Origin of the sequence: Paenibacillus sp. FSL K6-2859 (assembly GCF_038008265.1) — a bacterium.
Classification (GTDB): domain Bacteria; phylum Bacillota; class Bacilli; order Paenibacillales; family Paenibacillaceae; genus Paenibacillus_AQ; species Paenibacillus_AQ nitricinens.
The window spans coordinates 6,615,233-6,631,211 of the sequence record NZ_JBBOYU010000001.1 but is presented as its reverse complement, the minus strand read 5'-3'; the positions used below and the strand labels follow the sequence as shown (position 1 = coordinate 6,631,211).

Annotated in this window: 10 protein-coding genes; all 10 read left to right on the top strand. The window is 45.0% G+C overall.

Features of this window, described 5'->3' with window-relative positions; all coding sequences use genetic code 11:
* Nucleotides 1-16 precede the first annotated feature (16 nt).
* The gene (locus MHB64_RS29520) at nucleotides 17-703 is read left to right on the top strand and encodes a hypothetical protein (protein WP_094868381.1); all 687 of its coding nucleotides are present in this window, start codon (nucleotides 17-19) and stop codon (nucleotides 701-703) included.
* Nucleotides 700-1,902: a glutathionylspermidine synthase family protein gene (locus tag MHB64_RS29515; protein WP_341135955.1), complete on the top strand. Its 1,203-nt coding sequence runs from the start codon at nucleotides 700-702 to the stop codon at nucleotides 1,900-1,902. The genes MHB64_RS29520 and MHB64_RS29515 overlap by 4 nt, the downstream gene beginning before the upstream one ends.
* A gap of 39 nt (nucleotides 1,903-1,941) precedes the next feature.
* Entirely contained in the window at nucleotides 1,942-2,535 is a 594-nt protein-coding gene (locus tag MHB64_RS29510; protein WP_179283576.1) for a hypothetical protein, read from the top strand.
* Entirely contained in the window at nucleotides 2,532-2,924 is a 393-nt protein-coding gene (locus tag MHB64_RS29505) for a DUF350 domain-containing protein (protein WP_042192771.1), read from the top strand. The genes MHB64_RS29510 and MHB64_RS29505 overlap by 4 nt, the downstream gene beginning before the upstream one ends.
* A gap of 172 nt (nucleotides 2,925-3,096) precedes the next feature.
* Nucleotides 3,097-4,080, top strand: coding sequence for a potassium channel protein (locus MHB64_RS29500; RefSeq protein WP_341135954.1), 984 nt, complete (start codon nucleotides 3,097-3,099; stop codon nucleotides 4,078-4,080).
* A 182-nt stretch (nucleotides 4,081-4,262) separates the two neighbouring features.
* Nucleotides 4,263-9,311, top strand: coding sequence for an S-layer homology domain-containing protein (locus MHB64_RS29495; RefSeq protein ID WP_341135953.1), 5,049 nt, complete (start codon nucleotides 4,263-4,265; stop codon nucleotides 9,309-9,311).
* Between the two features lie 157 nt (nucleotides 9,312-9,468).
* Nucleotides 9,469-11,517, top strand: a complete 2,049-nt coding sequence (locus MHB64_RS29490; protein WP_094868377.1) for a catalase — start codon at nucleotides 9,469-9,471, stop codon at nucleotides 11,515-11,517.
* A 172-nt stretch (nucleotides 11,518-11,689) separates the two neighbouring features.
* A complete protein-coding gene (locus MHB64_RS29485) occupies nucleotides 11,690-12,829 on the top strand; it encodes a glycosyl hydrolase family 8 (RefSeq protein ID WP_341135952.1) in 1,140 nt (379 codons plus the stop codon).
* A gap of 34 nt (nucleotides 12,830-12,863) precedes the next feature.
* Nucleotides 12,864-14,411 (top strand): glycan biosynthesis hexose transferase WsfD, encoded by a 1,548-nt coding sequence (gene wsfD, locus MHB64_RS29480; RefSeq protein WP_341135951.1) that lies wholly within the window; start codon nucleotides 12,864-12,866, stop codon nucleotides 14,409-14,411.
* A complete protein-coding gene (locus tag MHB64_RS29475) occupies nucleotides 14,408-15,964 on the top strand; it encodes a hypothetical protein (RefSeq protein WP_094868375.1) in 1,557 nt (518 codons plus the stop codon). Before wsfD ends, MHB64_RS29475 begins: the two co-directional genes overlap by 4 nt.
* The last annotated feature ends 15 nt before the right edge of the window (nucleotides 15,965-15,979 follow it).

Below are 15,979 nucleotides of genomic sequence, written 5' to 3'. Positions count from 1 at the left end.
GAAGGAGAACCTTACGATGTCTAAAGATGAAAAGGATAAGGAATTAGCGGTATCCAAATTATTCACCTCTGAGGGTAAGCCCATTCGAGTATTATCTACTTCGCTAGGCATAGCTTTGTTAGCGAATGCTATGTTTATTCCTGGCGGCGCAGGGGCTAGCGCAAATACTTCTGGAGATGAACCACAGCTAGTGTCCTGGTCTACCGAAGAGGTTAAAGCCTATTTTGACAAAAATGTGGATTGGAATATTCCATATCCGGAAGGTGCACAAGAGGTAGAACAGGAAGGCCAAGGTGTTGTAACCAATAATGGAACGACGGTAGTGAATAACTATGGTGGATATCATTCAGGTTTTGGATGGGATGACTTGCTGCTGTATCACATGCTGTTTAACAGTGGTGGCAATTACTCTTCCAGAGGATGGTCTAAGGACCGCCCAACTTATTATGGAGGCACGAGAACAACTTATAAGCCACCTACCTATAGCAGTGAGAAGTTCCAGAATAAGAAGGTTCCGGGTTCTGTTGTAAAGCCCAAAACATCGACTTCCTCCACAGGCTCCATTACGAGAAGAGGTTCTTCTTCAAAAAATGGAATCGGTGGCACTTCCAGCGGATTAAACTCATCGAAGAACTCTAAATCCAGCTCAGGATCGAAGTCCTCTTCGAGATCAGGCTCAAGTAAGAGTGGTTTTGGCGGATGAGTGAGCAGCAGAGTGTATTTGAAATTCTAGATCAGTCTGAGCTTGAAAGAGGTCCGCGGGTCAAAGCGTTGTATGAGCTTGGGTTCACTTGGGCGGATCTTGAGGATGAAGAGTACTGGTTGGATGCGATTGCTCTAATGCAAAGGGACACTTATAAGGAGCTTGAAGATGCCTCATCAAAACTTTGGGCTATCCTCGATAAAGCGGTTCGCTATGTTCATCTAAAGCGCGATTTGTATGAACTGCTTGGGATTCCCCCTGTACTTTGGGAGATGCTTGACGATTGTCCGATGCCAGAAGAAGGATTCATTAGTCGGTATGCCAGATTCGACTTTGCCATAGCCCATGATGGGACGATTAAGCTGCTCGAACTGAATGCGGATACCCCAACAGGTTATGTGGAAGCCTCGATAGCTACACCATGGATCTGTGAGCAAGCTGGAATGCAGAGTCCTAATCAAGGGATGAAGGAACAGGTTGCGGCAGCCTGGCAGGTAGAACGTCCGGATACCGCAGCTTGTGTCGCTTATGGGTCTCATCTTGAAGATTCAGGTACGATCGAAGCATTAGTGAAGCACAGTGGTCTCGATATCCAGTGTGTGGATTGCCTTGATTTATGGGTCGATAATGGAATTCTCAAGGATGGGGAAGACCGCGTGATTGAGCGGATGTTCGCCTTATATCCTAAAGAGTGGATGGCTGTTGATGAAGGCGGGGATGCCCTCGCCTATGCGGTAGAGCAAGGAAATCTTCAGCTCTTTAATGGTCCTCACAGTATATTGCTCCAATCCAAGGGGCTGGTTGCAGCGGTGTGGGGAATGTATGAGCTGGGCCTGTTATTCGACAAGGAAGAGCGGGAGACGATCTCGCGCTATATTTTACCTACTTATAATAAGCCTGTATTCTCAGGGAACTTTGTGTCCAAATCTGTTTTTGGTCGTGAAGGGGGTTCGGTGCGCATGTTTGATGATAGCGGTGCGCTAGAGCTTGAAGATGAAGACGGTTATGACAGTAGTCAGCTCTTCCCCACTGTGTATCAAAAAAGAGCCGATTTAGCACGGATAACGACTTCAAAGGGTGAATTTCATCTGCTGACAGGCATGTTCGTGATTAACGGGGAGCCTTGTGGTATGCTCGGCCGAGCGGGCGGATTGATTACAGGCAATGCCAGTCATTTTATTGCGTTGGGAGTGAGATAATTGGATAAGAGCAAGAAAGCCCGAATCGGAGTCTTATGTATGATGCTTTTGACGGTACTGTTACTAAGCGCATGTTCCAGTAATCAGGGCAGTGTATTTGATTCAGGAACAGCTGGAACCTCAGATAGTGTAGCACGGGTACCGTGGGACTATCGGGTGGTAGAGAGTACCGTAGGGGATTTAATTGGGAGTGACATGACGGTTTTGCCGGATAATGAACTGCTTCCGAATGATGGGAATTATGCAACTGGCGATAAAATTTGGACGCTTCAGTTCATGGACGCCGAGCTAATTACGGACGCTGATCAGAAGAATGAAGTTCGCCTGTCTTCATGGAGCACGATTAAGTCTTATGCAGATGAAAAAACGGCAGCAGAGGATCTTACTAATCTTAAAGTATCGGTAACCACTGATGTTGATCTTGTAGGAGTATACAAGACTAAGTATAAGGATAAGACAAGAAACTTTGCGGTGCTTGAGCTCCCTTCAGGTAATCGGATTAAGCAGCCGATTGATGATGAACGCTATACTGCATTAGAGAAAAAGAAGACCGCTTCCGTAGTCCTTGAGGAAGTACATGATTTTGCCGATTATGATTCGGCGTATGCGAAATTTCGGGGGTGGGCGAAGTGACGATGGTGGTTAATTTGGTAGTGAGTGTGTTTGTGATTATTCTTTTGCAAGTGTTAGGCATGGTGATCTTTGGTTTGATGACTCCTTTTAAAGATATGGAGGAGCTGAAGAAAGGCAATGTGGCTGTAGCTTTGGCTTTAGGCGGCAAGTTTCTGGCAACGGCCATTATTATTGGTGTAGCGGCGTATACGAATACCTCCATTCTGCACATGATCATTTGGTTTGCGGTAGGTTATGTGTGCTTGATAGCGGCTTATTGGATCTTTGAATTGGCAACCCCAACCTTTAAGATTTCAGAGCATCTGGAGAAAGGGAATGTGGCTGTAGGCACTATGCTTTGCTTGGTATTTATTGGGACAGCATTTGCGATTAGCAGTTTGATTGTTTAGGTTCAACTTGAAAAGGGATAATGACAAAGGTTGCCCCGATCCATCCGTCGAGCGGCAGCCTATAATTCTCGCATAAACGCTTGATTACGTCCTTGAAGGACGCCGAAGGCGTGTTAGCTTGATGTGAAGAAGGGGTGGGCAGATGCATCTGTTTCTGAGAATTTCCACCAAGATGATGCGGTTACGTAAACGGACAATAGGGTTAATCATTCTGATCTTTATAATTCTTAGTGCGTCGATTGCTTACCTGATCGAACCCGGTACGTTTCATAGTTGGTTTAATGCATTTTATTGGGTCATGACAACGATGGCGACTGTAGGGTATGGGGATTATTTTGCAGAGACCGTAGTTGGAAAGCTGTTTACCATGTTTCTATATATCTTTGGTATCGGTCTCCTCAGCTTGGTTATTGGTAAGGTCATTGACTCCATTGCGGAGGTGCAGAGAAGGAGAGGAGCGGGAACGTTGAGCTTTCGGGGAAAGGATCATGTGATTCTAATTAATTGGAGTAAGAAAGCACAAGCTGCCGTAGAGGAGATTCTATGCTATTCGCCGAAATGCCATATTGTTATCATTGATGAGGTAGGCGCGCATCCCTTGGAGCATATGGAGCAAGTCCACTTTATAAGTGGTGATGCCTCCAGTGATGACATTCTGCTTAAGGCTAACATCCATGAAGCAAGAGCGGCCATTGTGTTCGGGGATACAAGGATTGATGAAGCATCGCTGATCGACGGCAAATCTTTATTAATTGCCTCTAGCATTGAGCGCATTGCGTCACAAGTACATACGACTGTAGAAATAATGCAAGAGAAGAATATACAGAATTTCAGGCATGTTCAGGTAAACGAGTTCGTTCTTTCGCATGATGCCATCTCCAGACTGGCTGTTCGTTCTGCGCTCCAAGAGGGCAACTCTGAGGTGATAACGCAGCTGCTGAGCCGTAAATATGGTGATGATATTTATGAGATTCCATTGAATAATTCATGGAAGACTTATGGGGACGCGTTTCAGAACCTGCTCTTGCAAGGCGCAACCTTATTAGCGGATCGTAGCGACCTAAGTATTAATCGAAAGCTGGATCAGGCTATTCCTAAGGATGCTAGATTGTATGTTGTTTCCGATGAAGCCACGTATCGTAGGATTAAGGGTTAGACCAGAAATAAACGGATTAGGCGGATTTTCGGAAGCTGCGGCTTCGCGGGATTCTGTCTTTTTTTGATAAAATGTGACTTATTTCACTGTTAAAATTGTTTTCTGTTCAGATTTTGTTCAGATCCCCTCCTTATTATGGTTTATTATGTCCTAAGAACTATACTAGGGAGGATAAATACAGAATGGATGGAAAAATATTTAAGAAAATAGTTGGTATTTTGTTGTCTGTAGTGCTGTTGGCAGGCCCAATGCTACAGACTTTCGGCATAGTACAAGCTGCCGATGCATCAGCTGGTAAAACTTATTTTACGGACACCGATAATTGGGGTGGGGGTCCGTTAGGCACGGAAGCAGCCGATGGTGACATGGATGTGGATATTAAGAATCAGAACAAAACAACCGCGGATAACTATAGTAAGTATCCGATTGAGTTTAAGATCAAGGCAGTTGCTAAGCTTCCGACGCAGAGCGCTTATATGCTGATTCGTGCTTACGATGTGGATGAGATCGCATCACTGACAGCGGCAGGTTCGAACGGTGAATGGGATAGAGTGTATTTCTCCAAAAATCCTGCTGATATTGCACTTGTAAATCCATATACAGCTTGGCAGACCAGTGGGAAATGGAAAACAAACGTCGCGGCTTCCGGTGTAGGTACCGGTGGACAGGGTTATCTGAAAGAACTTACTCGAAGCGCCTACTTGGGAACACTTTCTGGGCAAAATGAGCAATGGAATACAACGGTTTTACCCTTCAAGAAAGAGGATCTTGGAAGAATTGCTCTAGGCGATAACTATGTAGGCTTGTCGATTCATCATTATTTTAATGATATGCGGGAGTCAATTGCTCCTAATACAAACTGGACCATGAAGGTGGATTGGGCCCAGCTTGTTATTGATGGTGGTGAACGGCAGACCGGGGAGATCGAAAATGTAGGGATTAAGGTGGAGAATGGAAAGATCACACTGGATGCCAGCTTTATTCCTAAGCTATCGGGTAAAGATTATTCCATGGAAGTAAGCGTTGTTGAGAAGAGAGAGTTTGACGGCGAGTTAATCGATAAGAACGTAGGGCTCGATAAAAAGCTGTTTGAAGAGCCAACTGCTGGACAAGAGCAGACTTGGAAAACTGAATTTACGGACAGTACGTTTAGTCCGTCTAAAGAATACACGGTAAATGTGATTCTCTTTGATGACCGTGGAGGCGGAACTAGCGGAGAAAAATATACAAATCCGGGCCAAGCTCAGCATATGTATACTTTTTCAACCTTCGATCCGGTGGCGAAGGATATTACCAAGGCAGGGTTGCAATATGAGCCAACAGCCTTTAATGCCAATGAATTTTCCGGCAAATACTATCAAATTAATGGTAATGCCTATGGTTCTAAGCTGCAGAAGGTAAAGATCGTTACATTGCCGGATGCTGAAAAAGGCCAATTAGTATTAAACGAAACGGCAGTAAAAGCCGGTGATGAAATTTCGGTGAATGATCTTGGGCAACTAACCTTTGTTCCAGTGACTACCGGTTTTACTGGGAATATTGATTTTAAATGGAATGGGTATGATGGCTCGAAATACGGGGCGGTGGATGCTGTGGTTACGATTACTGCAACGGCAGCACCAACAGTGGGCCATATTGAGAAGTCGAGTCAGAAAGGAAATAATGTTCCTTTTATTGCTAAAGACTTCACGGATAAATTCGTAAACAGCAAGCACGATCCGCTTACTAAGGTCAAGATCATTACTGTTCCAGCGGAAGGTCAAGGTAAACTTGTTTACCGTGTAGGTAATGGACCTGAACAGACGGTGACTCCGGGAATTGAGATCAGCGCGGCAGATCTGGCCAGTCTGTCCTTTATTCCGACTGCGGAGACCGCGGGTACAGTGGCCTTCCAATGGAATGGTACAGATGGCAAGCAATACGCGAAGGAAAGTAAGAATGTTACAATTACCATCAATGCGCCACCAGTAGTTGCAGATATTCATAAGACAGGTGCTCATGGAGCTGCTATTCCTTTTACAACAGATGATTTCGCAAATGTCTATAAGGATGATAATAGCAATCTGAGCACGGTAAGGATCACTCTTCCAGCAGACTTTGCTGCTAATGGGCAGCTGTATTATAACAATACGGTGACAGAAGCAGTCTATCTTGAGCCAGGTATTCCAGCAGTTCTGAGTAAAGCTGATCTTGGCAGTCTTACCTTTGTTCCAGATACTAAACTGGCAGAAGGTACAGAAGTGAAATTCAAGTGGGAAGGGTATGATGGTCAGGTATACTCTGAGAATCTTGCCGAGGTCATCATTACTTATAATGGACTGCCGGTGGCTAATGCACTGAGCGTAGAAGGAAACGAGGGTGTGCCTTCCCTTACTGTTGTACTGAAGGGGACTGACCGCGAAACGGTTACAGGTCTTACGTACGGCATTGCTACACCTCCACTGAAAGGAATATTAACACCTGCTGATCCAGGCAATCCGGCAGGGGATACATGGATTTACACGCCAAACTCTGATTTTATTTCGGGTAAAGACAGCTTCACTTATGTTGTGACCGATGCTGACGGACAAACAAGTCCTGTTGAAGCAACCGTGAAGATTGAACTTCATAAAGCACTGAATGGATGGGTTGGTAATAAGAAACAAGGTGATCCAACTATCGTAAAAGCGATACCGGGTCAACCGCTTAAACTGTCGGCAGTGAGCTCGCTTGCGGCTGAGAAGGTAACGGCGAATGTTGCTGATACTTCCGTGACTTTGACTTTAGCTAATCCGCTTACTTACGAGACTGACGGATTTAAGCAATGGGAATACACCACGTTTGTATTGCCTTTGAATACCACAGCGAATAGCTATGCAGTTTCATTTAGCGCTTGGGGTGCAGGTGATGCTCCGTTAGCTGGTGAAGCGGCGGATAAGCTGATAGACAACAACTATCAGGTGGTTCAAACGGAGTTGATACTGAGTGCAAATCCAGAACGCATTTTGGGTGACGGTAAGGCTACAACAGAGTTGACTGCCGTCCTCAAAGACAGTAATGGAAACCCAATCAAGGGGATTGAAGTGGTCTTTAAAGCAGCTGTTGGCGGATTTGTAGGTAATGATCGCGCAGTAACCGATGACAACGGTATTGCGAAGGTAACCTATCATTCTGCACAAATCACAGGGGTTAGCGAGCAGAATATACCTGTTCAAGCTAATGTGAACAATGCCGAGCATGGTCTATTAGCTAAGAGTGAGATTACTATTACATTCTTGCCAGCTTCGATTCAGGGCTTTATTACAACGGGGGGATCTAACACTCCTGTAGCAAGTGCTCAAGTACGAGCTACCCTTGATTTGAACGGTGATGGCAAAATTGAGCCTGGTGTGGACTTCATTGAGAATATCGTGACCGATGAGAAGGGTGCGTATTATCTAGTCGTGCCTAAAGGCGATGCCAAATATGAGCTGGAGATTACACAAACGGTTGACGTGGGCGGTGTACCTACGGCAGTTACGTATAAACAGTATGCAAAAGTGGGACAAGTAACGGGTTCAGGAGACGAGAACTTCGAATCGGAGAAGACGCTGACAGGTCTGGTGCTCTTCAAACAGACGAACGGTCAATCTTCCTTGCTGAACTCCGAATGGCTTGGACATGCTAGTGTATTTTTAAAACAGCAAGATGGCAGCTATGTATCGGAGAATGGTAAACCTAAGGCTTTCCCACTACAGGCGCAGGGCGTATTTAATGCAGAGGGCCTTGCTGTAGGTCAGTATGAGCTTGAAGTGCGCTATGAACTGGAATCTGGAAAATCTATTGTAGTCAGCCGTAATACAGTAGCTGTAACTGCCGCTGGTGAATTGAATATTTCACAGTCTCTGGTTGACCCTTATGGTACGATCACTGACGCTGTAACAGGTCATGTCATTGAGGGTGCAAAAGTGATGCTGCATTACGCGGATACTCCACGGAATGCTAGTAAAGGTTTGACTCCGAATGGGGAGGTTACATTGCCTGTGATTGCAGGATTTGCACCGAATGATAATGCGAGTCCGAAGCAGTTGAGCGATAGTAATGGTTTCTATGCTTACATGGTCTATCCAGATACGGATTATTACTTAATGGTGACGAATGAGGGATATATTAATTATAAGAGTCCTGTTCTTTCTGTGGGTACAGATATTGTGCGGCATGATGTACAGCTTCAGCCAGTGCCTAACACTTCTGGTGCTACTCTATCGACTTCGACTGATCTGGCCGTAAAAGTAGCACTTACTCTCTCTGTAGAGAAGAACACAGTGAAGGAGAATGAGCAGTCACCGATTACAGTAGTTTACAAGAACGATTCGTCCGCTGTATCGGCAACAGGTGAGGTAAAGATTACTCTTCCTGATGGGGTAGTTGTTGTAGATGCTGCTGGCGGAACGGTTACGGGTAACGTAATCGTATGGAAAGTAACAAACGTAGGTGTGGGCAAGGGCGGTAGCTTTACTCCTGTTGTAAAGTGGCCATTGATCGATGCTGCAGAGGTCGCCTTAACGGTACCGGGAGAGTTTACCTCCGGGCAATCCTCTGCTAAGGCATTGGTGAAGGTAAATATATACTCCGATCGTTTTGGAGAACTGAAGCATTACCGTTATATTTTAGGATACCCGGATAAGGAGTTTAAGCTAAATGGCTCTCTAACACGGGCAGAACTGGCTGCAATTGTGGCTAGACTAACGGAGAATGAGACTATTACTTATGCTCTTCCTTACAGCGATATCCGTGCGGGGCATTGGGCAACCAATTATATCCGCATTGCTGTGAAGAACGGGTATTTCACAGGAGATCCGAGCGGGTTGTTCCGTCCGGACGCACCTGTAACCAGAGGAGAGTTAGCTTCGGTTATGGCTCGTTTCCTGAAACTTGAGACAGGCACACCGGCGGTGACACATTTCACGGATACTTCTGGTCATTGGTCAGGCAATGCGATTGAAGCATTGTATAACGGAAAGTTTCTAACGGGTTATCCGGATGGAACCTTCAAGCCGAAGAATGCAATCACTCGTGTCGAAGCGGTAACCCTGATTAATCGTATGCTGTATCGCGGACCGTTGAAAGGTTTGGCACCGCTATTCCCGGATATTGCAGAAGACCATTGGGGCTTCGGTGATGTACAGGAAGCTACGTTCTCTCATGAAGCGGTTCGTAATGGAGATGGAAGCGAGAAATGGCTTAGGTCTCTTAGCGACGATGTGAAATAAGAAGTACAAAAATAGGAAATAAGCTGATTCACTGAGACAAGGTCGTGTTTAGTGCCAAGTGGGTGCTAGATACGACCTTTTTTTGTTTGCCAATCTTTCCTTAAGGGTAAGAGATACATGATAATATCTACTTTACCTTTGGAAGGAGCCATTGTTAATGAGTGAACATCAAAAAGTGAACGGAAACAGCAAGAATGAGCAATTGGAACAGTTTCGCAGTAAGGATGAAGGTCACACCTTAACAACGAACCAGGGTTTAAAAGTATCAGAGGACGAGTTCTCCTTAAAAGCGGGTGATCGGGGCCCAACCTTATTGGAAGACTTTCATTTCCGGGAAAAAATGACGCATTTCGATCATGAACGAATCCCTGAGCGAATCGTGCATGCACGTGGATTTGCTGCTCATGGTGAGTTTGAATTATATAAATCACTGAAAGAATATACGAAGGCGAAATTCCTTCAAGATCCCTCCGTGAAGACACCGGTGTTTGTCCGGTTCTCGACGGTAGCCGGATCACGGGGATCAGCCGAGACGGTGCGGGATGCCCGCGGATTCTCTACCAAATTTTATACTGAGGAAGGGAATTACGATCTAGTCGGAAATAATATGCCCGTCTTTTTTATCCAGGATGCGATCAAGTTCCCAGATTTAGTACATGCGCTTAAGCCTGAGCCGCACAATGAAATGCCTCAGGCCGCATCGGCTCACGATACCTTTTGGGATTTCATAGCCAATAACCAAGAATCGGCCCATATGGCAATGTGGCTGATGTCGGACCGTGCTATTCCACGAAGCTTCAGAATGATGGAAGGGTTTGGGGTGCATACTTTCAGGTTGATTAATGAGCAGGGAAAAGCCCACTTTGTTAAATTCCACTGGAAACCGGTGCTCGGTGTACACTCTTTGGTGTGGGACGAAGCTCAGAAAATATCGGGTGCGGACCCTGACTTTCATCGCCGTGATTTATGGGAATCGATTGAAGCCGGCAACTTTCCGGAATATGAGCTGGGCATTCAGCTTCTAAGTGAAGAAGATGAATTTAAGTTTGAATTTGACGTGCTGGATCCTACAAAGCTATGGCCAGAGGAAGATGTACCTGTACAGATTGTTGGGAAAATGACCTTGAACCGCAACGTGGATAATGTTTTCGCCGAAACGGAGCAGGTAGCTTTCCACCCTGGACATGTGGTTCCAGGCATCGATTTCACCAATGATCCACTGCTTCAGGGCAGATTGTTCTCTTATACGGATACTCAGCTAATTCGGCTTGGCGGCCCGAACTTCCATGAGTTGCCGATCAATAGACCGGTATGTCCTTTCCATAACAACCAGCGTGACGGGTATGGACGGCAGACGATTAATCAGGGTTCAGTGAGCTATCATAATAATTCGCTTGCTAACAATACGCCCGCACCTGCAACAGAGGCTGAAGGTGGTTATGTACATTATCAGGAGAAGGTGGAAGGTCGTAAGGTGCGTAGCCGGAGCAAAAGCTTTGAAGACCATTTTTCACAAGCCAAGCTGTTCTGGAACAGCATGAGTACTCCAGAAAAAACGCATATTATTGAAGCCTATTCATTCGAGCTCGGGAAGGTAAAGAGTAAGTCAGTCCGGCAGCAGGTTGTAGATATGCTCGGGAACGTTACGTTAGAGCTTGCTGTGCCTGTAGCAAAGGCTATTGGGGCGAAGCCTCCGATAACAGGCGGTTCCGAGGTGACTCAAGCCTCCCCGGCACTAAGTCAGGTAAATACGAAGAAGCACCCAAACACACGTAAAATAGGGGTGATTATAGGCGACGGATTTGATGAAGTCTTGGTGATGCCTGTCCTGGATACGCTTATGAGAGCCGGGATCCAGCCGGAAATAATTAGCGATAAGCTTGGATTTATTAAAGGCTCAAAGGGGACAGAGCTTGAAGTCATTCATACCTTATCCACGACAGATTCGGTCCTCTTTGATGCGATTTATGCAGCTGGTGGAAATTCGGAACGTAAGAAATTCCATAAGGATACGGCGCAATTCCTGAACCAAGCCTATTCTCACTTTAAGCCCATCGCAGTGACTACTGAGAATGCTAAACTACTTGAAACGGCCGAGCATAGAAGCAGTCCGGGTGTAATCATTGGAGATGGCGGAGAGGTGTTTGCTGCCAGCCTTGTCGCGGCAATTACTGCCCATCGTTTTTGGGAACGTATGATTGAATAAATAACTGATACAGAGGGGATATCCCGTTCGCCAAAGGCGTAAGGATATCTCTTTTTTGTCCAAGAATAGATACATAACGCTCACAGTTGATTTAACATTTTGTTGTATATTACCGTTATAGATAATACTAGGCAGTAAACAGGATAGGAGAATATTAAAAGGAGGTGATCACTTGAGGAAAATAATCATTGCTGCACTAGCGATATTTGCAGGCATTATAGGGTTAACGGCATGCGAAAAAACGGCAGCACCGAATCCGTCCAATAGTGCTCATACTAATTCTCCAGCACCAGTAGATTCAGAAAATGATACCAAGGTAACCCAGACGCAGGAAGTAACTGACTTAGAGCAGTTTATTACCTCGAAACTCACAGGTGAGCACGGTGTATATACTAATCATATTGAAACAGATCAGTCGGCGGAAGCGGCGAGTGGATACGAAGTTCTGAGTGAATCGGCATCTCTCCGGATGCTGGCAGCTGTGCGTAGCGGCCAACAAGAGAGATTTGCAGAACAATGGCAACTAGCCAAGCAAACCTTTGATATCAAGAGCGGTTTCAGCTACCGTTATAGTCCTAAACAGCAGAAGCTATACCCCTTGAATGCTGCCGTTGATGATTTGCGCATGATTCAAGCTCTTTATGAGGCAGGGGAGAAGTTCGGCGATAAACGCTATACAGCTGAAGCGGATAAATATGGCCAAAGATTTTATGATTATAATGTAAAAGACGGAAAACTTTATGATTTCTACGATATGGAATATTCTTCAACAAACACATTCGTCACTTTGTGTTATATTAATTTGGGCACTTTGCGAAAATTGTCGATTCCTAGCCAATTTAGTAAGAAACTGACGAATGATATGAAAGTAATATTGGAAAACGGATATTTATCGGATGAATTCCCCTTTTATGAGACACGGTTTAATTATGAGACCGGAAAATATAGTTCGGAAAACATCAATACAGTAGAGTCGCTTTTATCCATTCTAGCCTTAGCTGAGGTGGGCCAGCAGAAAGCCACCAGCATTGATTTTATCAAAAGGCAGGTCGAAGCTGGAACGTTGTACGGGCAATATTCGAGAGAAGGTAAGCCACTGAGCGATATCCGGTCCACAGCCATTTATGCCATTACGGCTATGATCGGCGCAGAAATCGGCGATGAATCTCTCCACCACAAAAGCATTGAAAGAATGAACGAGTTCAGAGTAACAGATGTGGATAGCCCACTGTACGGAGGATTCGGTGATGTGGCTAGCGGCCAAGCTTATTCTTTTGACAACCTGATGGCATTACTGGCCTATGTCTATTAACTTAAACTTAATGTATTGAAGGTGAACCTGCATGATGGACAACACGGTAAAAACACCTCTAAGGCAGGAGTTAACTCTTGCTAATTTATCGGTTTCTCCTGCATTTCTTGCTGCATTTGGAGTGCTGCTTATTACCATCATCGCGCTGTTCACAGCTCCGTATGTCGGAGTGGCGGATAACGGTGACTTTTTCCGTAGCATTTATAGTAATGGACTCTATTTCAATCTGCCGGATTATGATAGTCAGTACTTTGGTTATTTTGTGAAGCAATATGGGATCTTTCAATATTTTAATGAGAATGGTGCAATGTTATTTTCCTCTCAGTCCTTATTTATCAAGCTGGCTATAGGACTTAACAAGTTGTTCTTCAGTAGTGAGGTATTCGACATCCGCTTTCAAGCGGCAATTTATACGATTCTATATGTAATCGCAATTTACTTATTAATAGAGGCTATTACATGGAAGATGTCCCGAACACAGGGATTCATCATTGCAGGTGTTGCCGTTTTTATATTCGGAGATACCGGGTATACGGCTTATTTTAACTCCTTTTACGGCGAGAGCGTTGTGATGATTACGACGATCTTCATGTTCGCTTCATGGCTGATGTTATATCGAAAAAGATTCAATGACTACGCGATGCTGGCCATATTCGTAATTAGCACGCTGATCCTGACTACTTCTAAGCAGCAGAATGCGCCAGTGGGGATGATCATTGCTGTTCTGGCATGTTCACTGCTTTGGATTCGTAGAGACAGGATATTTCGGATCCTGACAATGGCGTCTCTTGCTCTAATGCTGTTCGCAGGTGTGTTTACGTATTTGAATATCTCAAACGAGTTCGTAAACATTAACCAGTTTCATGCCATGACCCGAGGGGTGCTGAAGGAATCACCTGATCCAGAAGCAGCTTTAAAAGCGTTAGGGATGGATGAGCAATTCGCCATTCTGAAGAACAGCATCCACTACGAGAAGTACGTGACCATAGACGTGAATTCACCACTTCTCGAGGAGAATTTCTACAGTCGTTATGGATTTGTATCCATCCTTAAATATTATTTAACGAACCCAGACCAGCTTAATTCGATTCTTAATGTAGCTGCTCAAAGTGCATTCTCGATTAAGCCTGCGGCTATGGGGAATTTCGAGTATTCCGTTGGTAAGGAGTTTCGAGCACAGAGTCACTTTTTCACCGGATACAGCCAACTGAAACAAACGCTGGCCCCGCGAACTTTCGGGTTCATCTTTCTCTGGATGGTGCTTGTTATCGGTCTCTACATGCCTTCCTTTGTAAAAGCGATCAAGTCCCGTGATTTCAGAGGTATGCAGCGAATGGTATTGATTTTCGCTTCGATTGGCATTGGGCTTTCGGGTATTTTTGTATCGATTATCGGGGCAGGCGATGCCGATATTTCCAAGCATGAGTTCTTATTTACATTATCCTTTGACTTAGTCACTTTTCTGACCCTATCCAGTGTGATTGGGCGTAGAGTTTCTAAAAACAGTAATCAGGTTAAGCAGGTTAGAAAAAGCACCCCTTCTAGCCCGTATACAAAGCCTCAAAAGGATGTGAGTGTGTGAGTATCAGAGGAGTATTAAACGGTATATTGCTACTGACGTTGACCCTAACGACCCTTCTGATTCCCGTCACACCTGTCCAATCTGCTGCTTCTCCACAGCAGGTTCTACTACTCTATGACAGCCTCGCTAAGGGGACAACGAAGGAAGGCAACGTGATTGAACTCCAGCGACTGCTGGCGGCCTATTCCATGAAGGTCACACTTAGAAGTCTGGATCAATATGAGCAAGGGATGCTGGGGCATTACTCCAAGGTGATTATGGTCCGTAACGCAGCGGACATTGTGATGACTAATCCAATCTATGATGAGGATTGGGAGCATTATCAGGGACAGTATTTGCACATCGGGTACAGCCCTCCAGCCTCGCTGAAAAAGAAACTACAGTTAACCACAGATGTCATGTATGACGCGAATCCATCTATCCAGATCGGACAGTTCTCGGGAATTTCACTTCAGGTACAGGATATGCTCTATATAGCCGGAAGTCAGGGAACCCAGTCCCTTGGAAAGCTGACCTTCCAGGATGATAGCCTGCAAGCACCTTATGCAGTGAGTAAAGAGGGTGCTGCTTATGTTCCGTATTTTGAACAAGGCAATGTCAGTGCACTAGCGATGGGGTATGTTTTGAAGGATTGGCTTCATATCAACGCAACGCCTAAAGTGTATCTTGCGATCAAAGAGATCTATCCCTTCTCTGATCTGGGATTGCTGACAGAGACTGCGGAGCGGCTGTATCAAATGGGGGTTCCTTTTCTCGCAAGTGTGCGGCCAGTGTTCAGCAACACCGATTATCCGGCCATGCAGCGTTATCTGGTAGCCATCAAAAGAGTGCAATCGAATAATGGCAGCATTCTGGTCAATGCCCCTATTGCGATGCATTCAACGAGTACTAGTAATAAGGATCATTCACTTCAGGCGAAGATGGACGCGTTCATTAATCTGCTGGTGCACAACAAGATTGGGCCGCTTGGAATCGGAGCACAAATGCACTGGGCGTATGACAAGGAATACTCGGAGGCGGGGATGGGGTTTTTCGATTCTGTGATCCTGTATCCGGATGAAAATGTTGATTATATGGAGCAGAGCGATACCTCCAAGTCCTTTCCATCCTCTTTATATAGTGTGCCGATTAATTTTTTGCAGGATTTGCAAACATCCAATAATGTGATGCCAGAACTGCCGATGGACACGGTAATCACTGTGGATATGCCTAAGGATAAGGAAGAACTTGAGGAAATGCTGAAGATGCTGGCGCAATACTGGGTTTCTTTTGCGGATTATAAACAAGAAAGGCATGAGGTTGTTACAGACGTCAATACGATCACTTCATCAGAAGGAGTGATTTCTATTAATGGACAACCCCTGAGTCTGAATTATACGCCAGAAACAGTGAATAGCGATTATCGGTATACAGAAGAGCAGAAGAAGAGCTTTACGACGCTTTTTAATATACAGAATCAGTTCTTTATAGTTGCGATAATGATTTCTCTGTTGCTATTTGGCGGATTAATGATCATCGGATACCGAATGTATAGGAAAAAGTATTTGAAATGAGACAACTAATCGTGA